The sequence below is a fragment of the Streptomyces sp. NPDC015532 genome (assembly GCF_043078065.1).
Classification (GTDB): Bacteria; Actinomycetota; Actinomycetes; order Streptomycetales; family Streptomycetaceae; genus Streptomyces.
On sequence record NZ_JBIBSY010000004.1, the window covers coordinates 1 to 14,194 of the forward strand.

The following is a 14,194-nucleotide window of genomic DNA, read 5'->3' on the forward strand; positions in this document are numbered from 1 at the left end:
TGAGTTCTCAAGGAACGGACGCTTCCTTTGTACTCACCCTCTCGGGCTTTCCTCCGGGCGCTTCCCTTCGGTCTTGCGTTTCCGACTCTATCAGACCGTTTCCGTATCCGATTTCCTCGGCGCTTTCCAGGTTTCCGCTTTCGCGTTTCCCTTTCCGGCGAGTCCGACTCTATCAGATCCTTTCGGGCCTGATTTCCTCGGCGCTTTCAAGGTAATGCGCTCTCGCGTTTCCCTTTTCAGCGACTCCGACTTTATCAGAATCCGTGGGCCGGATTGACCGGCAACCATTTCTGAATCATCAGGAGGGGCTTCTTCTGAATCGACGTGTCGATTGCTTTGAGAAGCGAGCAGACTCTAACCGCTGCCGCCGGACGTGTCCAGTTCTAGGCAACTGTTCAAATCTACCTCCCCGATCAACCCGTGTCAACGAGTTTTCTGGGGTGACGAGAAGGCTAGCAGGTCAGACGGGGCACGCGCACATCAGGCGGCCGTCGGCAGAGTGGCGCTGCGCTCGGACGCTGTGACGTCTCCGGTCTCGCCGGAGCGTGCCGCGCGGCCTCCGAGGACATAGACATACGCGAGAAAGGCCAGTTCAGCAGCGATCCCGATGCCGATACGGGCCCAGGTCGGAAGGCCCGACGGCGTGACGAAGCCTTCGATGGCACCCGAGACGAACAGGATCAGCGCCAGTCCGATCGCCATGCCCAGCGCGGCGCGCCCCTCTTCCGCGAGAGCGGTACGACGGGATCGCGGGCCCGGGTCGATCACCGTCCAGCCCAGCTTCAGTCCTGTCCCCGCGGCGACGAAGACGGCGGTCAGTTCCAGCAGGCCGTGCGGGAGGACGAGGCCGAGGAAGGTGTCGAGGCGGCCGGCCGACGACATCAGGCCGATGCCGACACCCAGGTTGAGCATGTTCTCGAGGAGGACCCACAGGACCGGTAGACCCAGGAAGACGCCCAGCACCAGGCACAGGGCGGCCGCCTCGGCGTTGTTCGTCCACACCTGGGCGGCGAAGGCGGCGGCGGGATGACTGGAGTAGTAGGTCTCGTACTCACCGCCGGGGCGGGTGAGGGAACGCAGTTCGCCGGGCGCGGCGATGGCGGCCTGGACCTCAGGGTGGGTACCGATCCACCACCCGAGGAGGGCGGCTATCAGCGTGGACAGAAGCGCCGTGGGCACCCACCAGTGGCGGGAGCGGTAGACGGCCGCCGGGAAACCGTGTGTCAGGAAGCGGGTGACGTCACGCCACGAGGCTCGGCGGGTGCCTGTCACCGCGCTGCGCGCGCGGGCCACGAGTTGGCTGAGACGCCCGGTCAGCTGGGGGTCGGGCGCGCTGGACTGGATCAGCGAGAGATGGGTGGCGGTCCGCTGGTACAGGGTGACGAGTTCGTCGGCCTCGGCCCCGGTCAGCCGGCGCTGGCGGCGCAGCAGGGCGTCGAGTCTGTCCCACTCGGATCGGTGGGCGGAGACGAAGACGTCGAGGTCCATCTGTTTGCCTGCTCCTCGCTGCGCATCGGGGGCTCATCGTGGATGTCAGCTTGTCCTACTGGGGCGCGATGCGCCCTCAGCTTGGCAGACTGGCGGTTGTCGGGGCAGGTCAGGGGAAGGGCGGCGTGCGTGAGTGAGCTGGTGACGGGCGAGGCAGTGGCATTGGAGCTGCGGCCCGCGAAACTGCCGAGCCGGGCACTTGCCGTGATGCTCGACCTGGCCTTGGCCGTGGCGGTCTACATCGTCGTGACCATCGGTCTGGTCGCCGCGACCGCGGGGCTGGACGACGCGGCCCAGATCGCCGTCTCGATCGCGAGTTTCCTGCTGGTGCTGGTGGGCGGTCCGATCGCCGTGGAGACGCTCAGTCACGGCCGCTCTCTGGGAAAGCTGGCGTGCGGGCTGCGGGTGGTGCGGGACGACGGCGGGCCCATCCGGTTCCGGCACGCGCTGGTGCGCGGTGCCGTGGGGGTGGTCGAGATCCTGATGACGTTCGGGATCGTCGCGTGTATCGCCTCGCTGGTGTCGGAGCGCGGGCGGCGGCTCGGTGACGTGTTCGCGGGGACCCTCGTCGTGCGGGAGCGGATTCCGGCGGGACGTATGCCGTACGTTCCCGCGCCGCCGCCCTGGCTGGCGGGGCGGTTCGCGGAACTCGACCTGTCCGCCGTACCGGACGGGCTGTGGCTGGCCATCCGCCAGTACCTGACCCGGATGCGGCAACTGGATCCGCAGGTCGGTGCGGCGATGGCGGAACGGCTCGCCGTGGATCTCGCCGCTCGTACCGGGGCTCCGGCGCCGCAGGGCGTGCCGGCGGGCGCGTTTCTGGCGGCTGTCGTGCATGAGCGGCAGACCCGCGAGGTCCGACGGACGTTCGGTGCGGTGCCGGGCGGATTCGGGGCCCCCGCACCCGGTGGCCATCACTTCCCCCAGCCGGGGCAACCGGGTGGGCCTGTCGGCTATCCGGTGCAGCCCGGAGCGCCCCTCGGTCATTCCCTTCAGCCCGGCGCGCCTGTCGGCTACCCGTTCTCTCCGGGACCCGGCGCTCACCCCACCCCGTCGGCCCCCGCCGGATATGGGGTCGCGCCTCAGCAGCCGTCCCCGCCGCAGGTCGGTTCCGCCAACCTGGCCAACCCGGTCGCTCCGGTCGCTCCGGTCGAGCGAGGCGGCCGGGACGAGCGTCCTTCGACCGGCTTCGCGCCGCCCGCGTAGCCGCCCTCGCCTCGCCGACGGATCGGCGGCAGGTCGGCGGTGGATCGGCGGTGGATCGGCGGTGGCCCAGAACAGTCCGGCACCGCCGTCAGGTGAACACCGACGGCGGTGATTCGAGATGCTCCAGTTCGATGCCGGGAGCCGCGAGCACCACGTCGCCGGCGATGTGCACGGCGTGCTGTTCCCCCGTGTCCAGCGCTGTGACCTGGTATTCGTCCACGGTCAGCGGCCCGTTGTCAGTGGCGTGTGTTTCGCTTGCGATCAAGGCCCAGGACTGGTCGAGGGTGCGCGGGGCGAGAACCGGGTCGGTGAAGGCGACGAGGCGGACACGGGTCGCCGAGGGGGCGGCGGAAGGGGTCAGGCGAAGGAGGCGGGCGGTGGCGACGAGGAAGGCGGGAGAGGTGCCGGTGAAGGCGTGGGCGGGCACGTTGCCTTCGGTGGCCTCGGTTCCGGTGGGGTCGGTGCGGACCCAGGTCACGCCGTCGAGGGCGGCGCCCCGCACCTGCCAGCCCGCCGCGTGCAGTTCGAGTCGGATGGGGCGGCCGAGATCGTCGAGGGCGAGGTCGACGGAGCCGGTGACCGTCGTCGTCGCAGGCTCGGGGAGGCCGTCGGGCGCCGTGCCGGAGGGGGTCGTGCGTTGGGAGACATAGCGCCAGCCCGAGGGGCCGGGCGCGCAGTGGAAGTGTTCGTCGGCGAGGGGGGTGTGATCGTGCGGATCATGGAGCGAATAGCGGCCGCGGGGCATGGGCGTTCAGGTCCTCATCGGGGACAGGCCCCCGCCGGGACGGCGAGGGCCTGCTGACATCCGGACGCCGAGCGGTGGTACCGCTGCTCGGCGGGCGTGCTCAGTAGCGGTAGTGGTCCGACTTGTAGGGGCCGTCGACCTCGACACCGATGTACGAGGCCTGCTCGGGGCGGAGCGTCGTGAGCTTCACGCCGAGCGCGTCGAGGTGGAGACGGGCGACCTTCTCGTCCAGGTGCTTGGGCAGCACGTAGACGTCGGTCGGGTACTCCTCGGGCTTCGTGAACAGCTCGATCTGGGCCAGGGTCTGGTCCGCGAACGAGTTGGACATCACGAAGGACGGGTGGCCGGTCGCGTTGCCCAGGTTCAGCAGGCGGCCCTCGGACAGCACGATGATGACCTTGCCGTCGGGGAACTTCCAGGTGTGGACCTGGGGCTTGACCTCGTCCTTGACGATGCCGGGGATCTTGGCGAGGCCGGCCATGTCGATCTCGTTGTCGAAGTGACCGATGTTGCCGACGATCGCCTGGTGCTTCATCTTGGCCATGTCCGCGGCCATGATGATGTCCTTGTTGCCCGTCGTGGTGACGAAGATGTCCGCCTTGTCGACGACCTCGTCGAGGGTCGTGACCTGGTAGCCGTCCATCGCCGCCTGCAGGGCGCAGATCGGGTCGATCTCGGTGATGATCACGCGGGCGCCCTGGCCGCGCAGGGACTCCGCGCAGCCCTTGCCCACGTCGCCGTAGCCGCAGACGACGACGGTCTTGCCGCCGATCAGGGTGTCGGTGGCGCGGTTGATGCCGTCGATCAGGGAGTGGCGGCAGCCGTACTTGTTGTCGAACTTCGACTTGGTGACGGCGTCGTTCACGTTGATCGCCGGGAACAGCAGGGTGCCGTCGCGGTACATCTCGTACAGGCGGTGGACGCCGGTCGTGGTCTCCTCGGTCACGCCGCGGATCTCCGAGGCGAGCTGGGTCCACTTCTGCGAGCCGTCCGTGATGGTGCGGTGCAGGAGTTCGAGGACGACGCGGTGCTCGTCGGACTCGGCGGTGTCGGTCGAGGGGACCTTGCCGTCCTTCTCGTACTGGACGCCGTTGTGGACGAGCATGGTGGCGTCACCGCCGTCGTCCAGGATCATGTTCGGGCCGCCGGTGGGGGTGTTCGGCCAGGTCAGCGCCTGCTCCGTGCACCACCAGTACTCCTCCAGGGTCTCGCCCTTCCAGGCGAAGACCGGGACGCCCTGCGGGTTCTCGGGCGTGCCGTTCGGGCCGACCGCGATGGCGGCGGCGGCGTGGTCCTGGGTGGAGAAGATGTTGCAGGAGGCCCAGCGGACCTCGGCGCCGAGGGCGACCAGGGTCTCGATGAGGACGGCGGTCTGCACCGTCATGTGCAGGGAACCGGTGACGCGGGCGCCCGCGAGGGGCTGCGCCTCGGCGTACTCCCTGCGGATCGACATCAGGCCGGGCATCTCGTGCTCGGCGAGGGTGATCTCCTTGCGGCCGAAGGCCGCCAGGGAGAGGTCGGCGACCTTGAAGTCCTGTCGGTTGTCGACAGTCGTCATACGAGCTGCTCCTCGGAATCGGGGCGAGGTGGATAGGGCTGTCCTGCGCGGCGGCGGCACATACGCGTACCCCGACCGGGGCACGGACGTGCACCGGCAGGGCACAGCTGTGCCCGGTGCGCGCAGCGCATCCGTCGGAGGCCCTCTCTCCCTCGGCCGGTCCGCGGTGGGACCGCCCGACCGCCATCAGCAGCGACGTCTGGCTCAGCACCCAAGCTACACCGGTGGGGCTGTCCCTCCCCAGTCCACCTCCGGACAAAGCGGCCCCCGTCCGCCCCCGTCCGCCCGGGCCGAGAGGGTCGGCCGAGTCGCTGGGCGGAGAAGACGGACGCCGGAGGCGGAAACGCCGCCGGGGCCCGTCCGAGGTGTCGGACGGGCCCCGGCGGCGTACGAGCGGGTGGGGTCAGTGGCCGGCCGGCGTCGGCCCGCCGGGGGTCGCGGCGGGGTCCGGGCCCTTGGCCGCCTCGGTGTCGCTGTAGATGTCCGGCTCCAGATAGATCACCCGGGCGATCGGGACGGCGGCGCGGATGCGGGACTCGGCGGCGTCGATGGCGGAGGCGACCTGGGCGGCCGTGTCGTCGTGCTTGACGGCGATCTTCGCGGCGACCAGGAGTTCCTCCGGGCCGAGGTGGAGCGTGCGCATGTGGATGATGCCGGTGACGGTGGCGCCGTCGACCATCGCCGCCTCGATCTTCTCGGTGTCCTCGGGGCCCGCCGACTCGCCCAGCAGCAGGGACTTGGTCTCGGCGGCGAGGACCAGCGCGATCAGGATGAGCAGGACACCGATGCAGACCGTGCCGATGCCGTCCCAGGTGCCGTCGTCCGTGAGCAGGGCGAGGCCGACTCCGCCGAGCGCGAGGACCAGACCGATCAGCGCGCCGAAGTCCTCCAGGAGGACGACCGGCAGTTCGGGGGCCTTGGCGCGGCGGATGAACTGGGACCAGGAGTGCGAGCCGCGCAGCTCGTTGGACTCCTTGATGGCCGTACGGAAGGAGAAGCTCTCGGCGATGATCGCGAACACCAGGACGCCGACCGGCCAGTACCAGTGGTCGATCGCGTGCGGGTGCTTGATCTTCTCGTAGCCCTCGTAGACGGCGAACATGCCGCCGACGGAGAACAGGACGATCGAGACGAGGAAGGCGTAGATGTAGCGCTCGCGGCCGTAGCCGAACGGGTGCTGCGGGGTCGCCTCGCGCTGGGCCTTCTTGCCGCCGATCAGGAGCAGTGCCTGGTTGCCGGAGTCGGCGAGCGAGTGAACGCCCTCGGCGAGCATCGAGGAGGAGCCGCTGAACGCGAACGCCACGAACTTCGCTACCGCGATCGCGAGGTTGGCGCCGAGTGCCGCCACGATCGCCTTGGTGCCGCCTGAAGCGCTCATCTGCTCCTGCTGTCCCTTCGTACGCCGTCCGGACCCGTTCGTACCCTCGTACCCCGCCCGGTCCGGGCTTTGCCCGCCCTTTGCGGTGGGCCATTCTTGCAGCCCGGTCCGGGGGCGACGCGCCTCAGGTCGGTGCCGTCGTCCCGTCAGGCCACAACTGTCGCACGGAAGATCGTGCCGGACCCGGACACTTCGGCCTTTTCGCCGGCCGGTACGAAGACCGAGGTGCCGGGGGTGAGGTCGATGCCGTCGGCGCGCACGGAGCCGGAGGTGCAGAGCAGGATCTGCGGGGTCTCTCGGGTGAGGTCGCGCGGGTCGGCGCCCTCGGCGACGACATACCGGGAGAGGCGGAACTCGTCGATGGGGGTCGCGTAGACCTCTTCGCCGTCGGGTGAGGCCTCGGGTCGCAGGACGCCGGGGTCGGCGGCCTCGAAGCGGACCACGCGCAGGAGTTCGGGGACGTCGACGTGCTTGGGGGTCAGACCGCAGCGCAGGACGTTGTCGCTGTTGGCCATGATCTCGACGCCGAGGCCGTTCAGGTAGGCGTGCGGGATACCGGCGCCGAGGTAGAGGGCCTCGCCGGGCTGGAGCCGGACGTGGTTGAGGAGCATCGCGGCGATGACTCCGGGGTCGCCCGGGTAGTGGTGGGCGAGGCCGGCGTACGGGGCGTGGTCGCCGCCGAGGCGGGCGCAGGCGGCGGTGGTCTCGGCGACCGTACGGGCCATGTCGTCCGGGTCGGCGCTCAGCACCGCCGTGAGGACCTCGCGCAGCGCGGCCTCCTCCGGGTGGGCGCGCAGCAGGTCGACGTACGGCTTGAGGGAGTCGACGTCGAGGGCGGCGAGGAACGCGGCGGCCTCCTCGGGGGCGCGGAAGCCGCACAGGCCGTCGAACTCGGTGAGGGCACAGATCAGTTCGGGCTTGTGGTTGGCGTCCTTGTAGTTGCGGTGCGGGGCGTCGATCGGGACGCCCCGGCGCTCCTCGTCCTCGTAGCCCTCCCGCGCCTGTTCGAGGTCGGGGTGCACCTGGAGGGACAGCGGGGCGCCGGCGGCGAGGAGCTTCAGGAGGAACGGCAGGCGGGGGCCGAACCTGGCGACGGCAGCGCGGCCGAGTTCCTTGACCGGGTCCTCGGCGACGACCTCGTTGAGCGGACCGCGCCCGGTGCGCGAGGGCGCGCCCGGGTGGGCGCCCATCCACATCTCCGCCTGCGGTTCACCGGTCGGCTCGACGCCGAGCAGCCGGGGGATGGCGGTGGTCGAACCCCAGGCGTAGGGGCGGACGGTGTTGTCGAGGCGGTCCATCGGTGTCTTCTTCTCCATACGTGCGCTGCGCGGCCCGCCGGGCGCGGGCGTCGGTCGGGAAGCGTGGTGTCAGGGGCGCCGGCCGCGGGGTCCGACACCCGCTGTCGGCGCCGGGCGCGAGGTCACGCCCAAGATCAGGCCCCCGAAGCGAGCGCCAGGTAAACGGCGGCGAAATCCGTGATGGCGATCAGCTCGGCGAGGGTTTCCAGTTCGCCGCCCTCCTCGGGTTCGAGTTCGCTGATCGCGGTGTCGTGGCTGAGGGCGAGTTCGCGGGCGGCGGGGGCGGCGCTGATCCCGCCGATGGGACGGTCGCGCAGCAGCACCACACGCGCGTGCAGCGCCTGTGCCTCCTCGACGCGGTCCCGGAAGAAGTCGTCGGGGTCCGCGCCGGCGGCGAGGGCGCCCGCGAGCAGCACGCTGTGCGAGGCGAGCGCCTCGGGCAGTTCGGCGGTGAGCGCGGGGCGGCCGGCGAGTTCGGCGAGCGCGGCGGTGAAGCGGCGGCCGGCCGGGCCCGCCGAGGTGCCCTCCGTCCAGATCACCGGGAGCGCCTCGGCCAGTTCGACGGCGAGCGTCTTGGCGGGGTTGCTGTAGGCCGCGATGGCCGGGCCGCAGCGTTCGGCGACGCGGTCGAGACGGTCGGCGACCTTCTGCAGCGCCTGGGGCGGGGCCGAGACCAGGCCTGTGCGGTCGAGGAGCACGAGCAGCGGGGTGAGCAGCGCCCAGAGCACACCGGGGGCCGAGGCCGCCTGGGACTCGGCCTGCTCGTACGGGGCGGTCGCCATCGGTACGAAGAGGCCGTGGGCTCCTTCCACCCACTCGGCGAGGGGGGAGCCGGCGGGGGCGACGGCGGCGACGGTGCTGCCGCGCCGGTAGGTCTGCTCGATGAGCAGTTCCAGGCCGGGTTCGCTGCCGTCGGGCGTGGCGATCAGCAGGAGGTCGACGGGGCCCGCCCAGCCGGGCAGGTCCCAGCGCAGGGCTCCTCCGGCGGGGGCGACGCCGGTGGGGGTGAGCCGGGTGAGGGGGCAGCTCGCTCCGGCGAGGGTGCCGAGCAGTTCGGCGACGCCGGTGGCGGCCATGCCGGGGCCCGCGATCAGGACGGCGCGCGGGCGGCCGTCGGGCTTCAGCTCGGAGATGCCGGCCTCGGCGGCGTGCCGGACCGCGGTGCGTACCCGGGCGCCGGCCTCGGCGGCACCGCGGAGCAGGGCCCGCCGGTCGGCACGGGTGAGCGCGTCGGGATCGTCGAGGAGCGATTCGTCGAGCATGGGGTCGGTAGCCTCCGATCGCCGGGGGCGCTTGCGCGTGAGCCGCCGGGGTCGCTTGCACGGGGTCGCTCGCGGGAGGTGCCGAGCGGCGCTGGGTCGGACCGGGTGCCGGCCGGGTGTGGCGCCGGTCCCCGATCGGGACGGCCGCGTCGCCGTCGTCCGTGCGGGCGGCCGGGCCGTCGCTCGTCGTCGGGTGTCGTGGCTCGTCGTCGTACCTGCCGCGCCGTCGGACCGCCCGTGGGCGGGGACAGCGCCGCTGTCGCCTCGCGTACGGCGGTCGCGGCGCCGCTGTGCGCGAGGCGGATGCGTCGGTTACGCGGGGCGCCGGGCCTCGTCGACCAGGAGTACGGGGATGTCGTCGCGGACCGGGTAGGCGAGGCCGCAGTCCGCTCCCGTGCAGATCAGCTCGGTCTCCTGCTCCTTGAGCGGGGCATGGCAGGCCGGGCAGGCGAGGATCTCCAGGAGGCCGGCTTCGAGCGGCATGGGGTGTCCTTCCGAAACAGTGGATGCGGCCTGGTCAGGGTACCGCTGCGGGAAGCCGGTCGCCGGGGCGCGCCACCGGTTCGATGGCCGCGAGAAGCGGGTACGCGGGCCTGCGCGGCCCACGCCCCCCTTCGTACCCGCGCCCGTCCGCCCCGGGCCGCGGGCGGCCGACGACGGTGTCCGGCCGTGGCCCGCTCCCGGCGGCGGTGTCGGGGTCAGGCTCTGATGATCTTCAGCACCTCGTCGCGGACCCTTGCCATCGTCGCCTCGTCGCGGGCCTCGGCGTTGAGGCGGAGGAGGGGCTCGGTGTTGGAGGGGCGGACGTTGAACCACGCGTCCTCGGCGGTGACCGTCAGACCGTCGAGTTCGTCGATGGTGACGCCCTCGCGGCCCTCGTAGGCGGCCCTGACGGCGGCGAGGCGGGCGGCCTGGTCGTCGACGGTGGAGTTGATCTCGCCGGAGCCGGCGTAGCGGTCGTACTCCGCGACGAGCCCGGAGAGCGGGCCGTCCTGGCCGCCGAGCGCGGCGAGGACGTGGAGGGCGGCCAGCATGCCGGTGTCGGCGTTCCAGAAGTCGCGGAAGTAGTAGTGCGCGGAGTGCTCGCCGCCGAAGATCGCGCCGGAGGCGGCCATCTCGGCCTTGATGAAGGAGTGGCCGACGCGGGTGCGGACGGGGGTGCCGCCGTGCTCGCGGACGACCTCCGGGACCGACCAGGAGGTGATGAGGTTGTGGATGACGGTGCCGCCGCCGTGCCGGTGCAGTTCGCGGGCGGCGACCAGGGCGGTGATCGCGGACGGGGAGACCGGCTCGCCCCGCTCGTCGACGACGAAGCAGCGGTCGGCGTCGCCGTCGAAGGCGATCCCGAGGTCGGCGCCCTCCTCGCGGACGCGCTTCTGGAGGTCCACGATGTTCGCCGGGTCGAGGGGGTTGGCCTCGTGGTTCGGGAAGGTGCCGTCCAGTTCGAAGTACATCGGGACGAGTTCCAGCGGCAGGCCGGAGAACACCGTGGGCACGGTGTGTCCGCCCATGCCGTTGCCCGCGTCGACGACGACCTTCAGGGGGCGGATCGAGGTCAGGTCGACGAGCGAGCGGAGGTATGCCGCGTAGTCCTCCAACGTCTCCCGCCGCGTGATCGTTCCGGGCGTCGCGTCCGAGGCCGGGGCGCCGGAGTCGAGCCAGGTCTCGGCGAGCCGGCGGATCTCGGAGAGGCCGGTGTCCTGGCCGACGGGGGCCGCGCCGGCCCGGCACATCTTGATGCCGTTGTACTGGGCCGGGTTGTGCGAGGCGGTGAACATGGCGCCCGGCAGGCCGAGCGCGCCCGACGCGTAGTAGAGCTGGTCGGTGGAGCACAGGCCGATCTCGGTCACGTCGACCCCGCGCGCCGCGGCGCCGCGCGCGAAGGCGCGCGAGAGGCCGGGCGACGAGGGCCGCATGTCATGCCCGATCACGATGGCGTCCGCACCCGTCACTTGGACGAAGGCGGCACCGAACAGCTCGGCGAGCGGCTCGTCCCACTGGTCCGGGACCACCCCGCGTACGTCGTACGCCTTCACGAGCTGCGACAGATCAGCAGTCACGGCCAACCCTCCAGGAGTCCACTTCGGTCACCCCAAACTACCCGTCCGGGATGACGGCGAGCCGTGCCGAGCCCGAGTGGGGCGCATACGTGACCTGCGAACCGTCCCGGTCATCCGGGGGAAACCCGCCCGTCTCGAGGCAGCGTCCGCGAACCTCAGGGCAGCATCCAGGAGAGGACCGGTGAGCTCTGGCCCGCGACGATCAGGCACATGATGAGCAGCAGTCCGAGACTCCAGGGCAGCACCTTGCGCAGCAGGTCTCCCTCGCGGCCGTCGAGCCCGACGGCCGCGCAGGCGATCGTCAGGTTCTGCGGCGAGATCATCTTGCCGAGGACACCGCCCGAACTGTTGGCGGCGGCGAGGAGTTCGGGCGAGAGCCCCGACTCCCGGGCGGCGCTCACCTGGAGAGCGCCGAAGAGGGCGTTCGACGAGGTGTCGGAGCCGGAGACCGCCACACCGAACCACCCCAGAACGGGTGACAGGAAGGCGAGTCCGGATCCGGCCGCCGCCACGAAGTGGCCGATCGTGGCGGCCTGTCCGGAGAGGTTCATGACGTAGGCGAGGGCCAGCACGGACGTCACGGTCAGGATCGCGAACCTCAACTCACGCACGGTCGCGAGCCATTCCCGGACCGCCACGCGCGCGTGCACCCCGAGCACGACGGCCGTGCACAGCCCGGCGAGCAGCACGAGGGTGCCGCCGGTCGACACGATCGGCCAGGTGAAGACGTTCCCGCCCACGGGCCGGCCGTCGGGGCCGACGACATCGAGGAAGGGCCAGTCGTACGTGCGGGTCGCGCGCGCCGCCCAGTCCTTCACGGCCGGGATCTGCGCGATCGAGAAGACCGTGACGATCAGGGCGTACGGGGCGTAGGCGCGCGCGACTTCGCGGCGCGGGTCCCGCTCGTCGAGTTCCTCGCTGCGCGCACCGGTCAGGACCGACGCCCGTACGGCCTCGGTCGCGGGCACGCGCGCGTGCGGTACGGCGATCAGGGCGGCGGCTCCGGCCAAGGAGGCGCCGATGTCGGCGAGTTGCGCGGAGACGTAGTTCGAGGCCGCGAACTGGACGACGGCGAAGGCGACTCCGCAGGCGAGGGCGGGTATCCAGGTCTCGCGCAGTCCGCGCCGGCCGTCGACGAGGCCGACCAGGACGAGGGGCACGACCAGCGCGAGCAGCGGTGTCTGGCGGCCCACCAGGGAGGCGACGGAGTCCAGCGGCAGGCCGGTGACCTGGGCGAGGGTCACGACCGGGGTGGCCATCGCGCCGAAGGCGACCGGCGCGGTGTTGGCCACGAGGGCGACGACCGCCGCGCGCACCGGGTCGAAGCCGAGGGCGACCAGCATCACGGAGCAGATCGCGACGGGGGCGCCGAAACCGGCGAGGGCCTCCAGCAGCGCGCCGAAGCAGAAGGCGACCACGAGCGCCTGGACGCGCGGATCGTCGGACAGGCGCCCGAACGAGCGGCGCAGGATGTCGAAGTGCCGGGTGCGGACGGTCATCCGGTACACCCACAGGGCGTTGACGACGATCCACAGGATGGGGAACAGGCCGAACGCGGCGCCCTGAGCGGCGCTGGAGAGCGTCTGGTCCACGGGCATGCCGTAGGCGAGGCAGGCGACCAGTGAGGCCGCCAGAAGGCCTGCCAGGCCCGCCAGGTGGGCTTTGAGCCGGACGCCGCCGAGCAGGATCAGGACGAGGACGAGGGGCAGGGCCGCCACGAGGGCGGACAGGCCGAGCGAGTCGGCGACGGGTCGCAGTTCCTGGACGTACACGGACGCCTCCCCGGATTCCGTGATGCGGAAAGCGATGTCACACGGACACCGAAATCGTCGTGTCCACGACAACATCACGTCAATGGGTGTGCGCGGCCCGGGGGAATCGGCGTCCGGGAGTTTCGGCGGCGGGACGGGCCGCGCGGTACGGCGGGAGGGCGCGGCGCGGAGAACCGCGCGCGCCGGCGAGGCCGGCGCTCAGTTCTCGGGCGAGCGCAGGATCCGCAGGTGGCCGCGGCGAGCGACCTCCATCGGGTCCGCCGAGCGGGCGCCGCCGCCCTCCGCCGCGCGCTTCTGCGGACGGGCCGCCTCGCGCACCGCGTTCGCCAGCGCCTCCAGATCGTCGCCGCTGGGACGCGCGGGACCGGAGGAGTCGGCGAGGCGGACGACCTCCCAGCCACGCGGCGCGGTGAGGCGCTCGGAGTGCTCGGCGCACAGGTCGTAGCAGTGGGGTTCGGCGTAGGTGGCGAGCGGGCCGAGGACCGCGGTCGAGTCGGCGTAGACGTACGTCAGCGTCGCGACGGCGGGACGGCCGCAGGCGGTGCGCGAACAGCGACGTACAAGGCTCACGACGTTGGACGGTACCGCACTCTTGAGCGGGCCGCGACGACTCTCCCCCAGGTCACCCCACCGTGTCGTCCTGTGAGACGCCGCACACCGCTTTCGGAGCATCAGACCCTGACCTGGGGCGACATCAGGTGTCGGGATACCGAACAGACCTGAATCCGGTCACCACTTGGTGTGAATCATGCCAATTGCCATGTCAGAGACGGTCTTGGAGAGATACGGAATCGAGCCGAATCTTGACGGGAACGGTCATCGGGCGTCATCCGGACGACCGGCCGGGCCGGGTGCCACCAGCCGCCGGGCGGCCGCCCGGCCCCTGCCGGGCCGCCGGTGACCACCGCGTCGGGCCGGGCGGCCGGGCCGGGCGGGGACTACTCTTCGTCAGTGATGGACAACCCCGTACCGCCCCGTGCCGCAGCAGCCGGTCCCCGTCGTCGTGACCGCCACGGCAGGGGCATGCGCGGCCCCGTGGCGCCGCCCCAGGTACCGCTCGCGGCGAGCCGTGCCGAGGTCTTCGCGGACCTCGTGCAGGACTCCGTGGAACGGCTGGAGCGACGCTGGCCACAGCTCGCCGACATCGACTTCATGGTGCTCGAAGTCCCCCGCCTGGAGCGCTCGGGCGAGGGCTGGAGCGACGAGGCGGTGCCGCTGGGCGGCACGATCGCGGCGCGCGACGGACATCCCGCGCGCGTGGTCGTCTACCGCCGTCCGATCGAGATCCGCACCAAGGGGCGCGACGAGCGCGCCGCCCTGGTGCACGAGGTCGTCGTGGAACAGGTCGCGGAACTGCTGGGCCTGACGCCGGAGACCGTCGACCCGCGGTACGGCGAGGACTGAGAACCGCCCGGGAGCGCTCGCTC

Annotated in this window: 13 protein-coding genes; 3 read left to right on the plus strand and 10 right to left on the minus strand. The window is 71.6% G+C overall.

The genetic code is table 11. The annotated features are described in order from the left end of the window. A partial coding sequence (locus ACF07B_RS14480) for a hypothetical protein (protein WP_392179218.1) occupies positions 1-277 on the plus strand: 277 nt, incomplete at its 5' end. Between the two features lie 203 nt (positions 278-480). On the opposite strand, the gene ACF07B_RS14485 is transcribed toward ACF07B_RS14480, so the two are convergent. Continuing rightward, positions 481-1,488 carry a stage II sporulation protein M gene (locus ACF07B_RS14485; RefSeq protein ID WP_369481235.1) on the minus strand — a complete coding sequence of 336 codons (1,008 nt, stop codon included), beginning with the start codon at positions 1,486-1,488 and terminating at the stop codon, positions 481-483. A 129-nt stretch (positions 1,489-1,617) separates the two neighbouring features. Between ACF07B_RS14485 and ACF07B_RS14490 the strand changes: the two genes are divergently transcribed. Continuing rightward, a complete protein-coding gene (locus ACF07B_RS14490) occupies positions 1,618-2,694 on the plus strand; it encodes an RDD family protein (protein WP_392179219.1) in 1,077 nt (358 codons plus the stop codon). Between the two features lie 88 nt (positions 2,695-2,782). On the opposite strand, the gene ACF07B_RS14495 is transcribed toward ACF07B_RS14490, so the two are convergent. The 9 genes from ACF07B_RS14495 to ACF07B_RS14535 all read right to left on the minus strand — a co-directional run bounded on the left by ACF07B_RS14495 (position 2,783) and on the right by ACF07B_RS14535 (position 13,439). Next, positions 2,783-3,439 (minus strand): hypothetical protein, encoded by a 657-nt coding sequence (locus ACF07B_RS14495; protein WP_392179220.1) that lies wholly within the window; start codon positions 3,437-3,439, stop codon positions 2,783-2,785. Positions 3,440-3,539: 100 nt separating this feature from the next. Next, positions 3,540-4,997, minus strand: coding sequence for an adenosylhomocysteinase (gene ahcY / locus ACF07B_RS14500; protein ID WP_392179221.1), 1,458 nt, complete (start codon positions 4,995-4,997; stop codon positions 3,540-3,542). 403 nt (positions 4,998-5,400) lie between these two features. Beyond that, complete coding sequence (locus ACF07B_RS14505) at positions 5,401-6,375, minus strand: cation diffusion facilitator family transporter (protein WP_369481239.1); 975 nt, start codon at positions 6,373-6,375, stop codon at positions 5,401-5,403. A gap of 146 nt (positions 6,376-6,521) precedes the next feature. After that, the gene (gene manA, locus ACF07B_RS14510; RefSeq protein WP_392179222.1) at positions 6,522-7,673 is read right to left on the minus strand and encodes a mannose-6-phosphate isomerase, class I; all 1,152 of its coding nucleotides are present in this window, start codon (positions 7,671-7,673) and stop codon (positions 6,522-6,524) included. Between the two features lie 134 nt (positions 7,674-7,807). Next, entirely contained in the window at positions 7,808-8,935 is a 1,128-nt protein-coding gene (locus ACF07B_RS14515) for an SIS domain-containing protein (RefSeq protein ID WP_392179223.1), read from the minus strand. A gap of 312 nt (positions 8,936-9,247) precedes the next feature. Further along, positions 9,248-9,418: a Trm112 family protein gene (locus tag ACF07B_RS14520; protein ID WP_351874062.1), complete on the minus strand. Its 171-nt coding sequence runs from the start codon at positions 9,416-9,418 to the stop codon at positions 9,248-9,250. 215 nt (positions 9,419-9,633) lie between these two features. Further along, entirely contained in the window at positions 9,634-10,995 is a 1,362-nt protein-coding gene (locus tag ACF07B_RS14525) for a phosphomannomutase/phosphoglucomutase (protein ID WP_392179224.1), read from the minus strand. A gap of 155 nt (positions 10,996-11,150) precedes the next feature. Beyond that, the gene (locus ACF07B_RS14530; protein ID WP_392179225.1) at positions 11,151-12,767 is read right to left on the minus strand and encodes an L-lactate permease; all 1,617 of its coding nucleotides are present in this window, start codon (positions 12,765-12,767) and stop codon (positions 11,151-11,153) included. Positions 12,768-12,965: 198 nt separating this feature from the next. Next, positions 12,966-13,439: a DUF3499 domain-containing protein gene (locus tag ACF07B_RS14535; protein WP_362408063.1), complete on the minus strand. Its 474-nt coding sequence runs from the start codon at positions 13,437-13,439 to the stop codon at positions 12,966-12,968. A 282-nt stretch (positions 13,440-13,721) separates the two neighbouring features. On the opposite strand from ACF07B_RS14535, the gene ACF07B_RS14540 reads away from it, so the two are divergent. Further along, entirely contained in the window at positions 13,722-14,171 is a 450-nt protein-coding gene (locus tag ACF07B_RS14540; protein WP_369481312.1) for a metallopeptidase family protein, read from the plus strand. Positions 14,172-14,194: the final 23 nt, after the last annotated feature.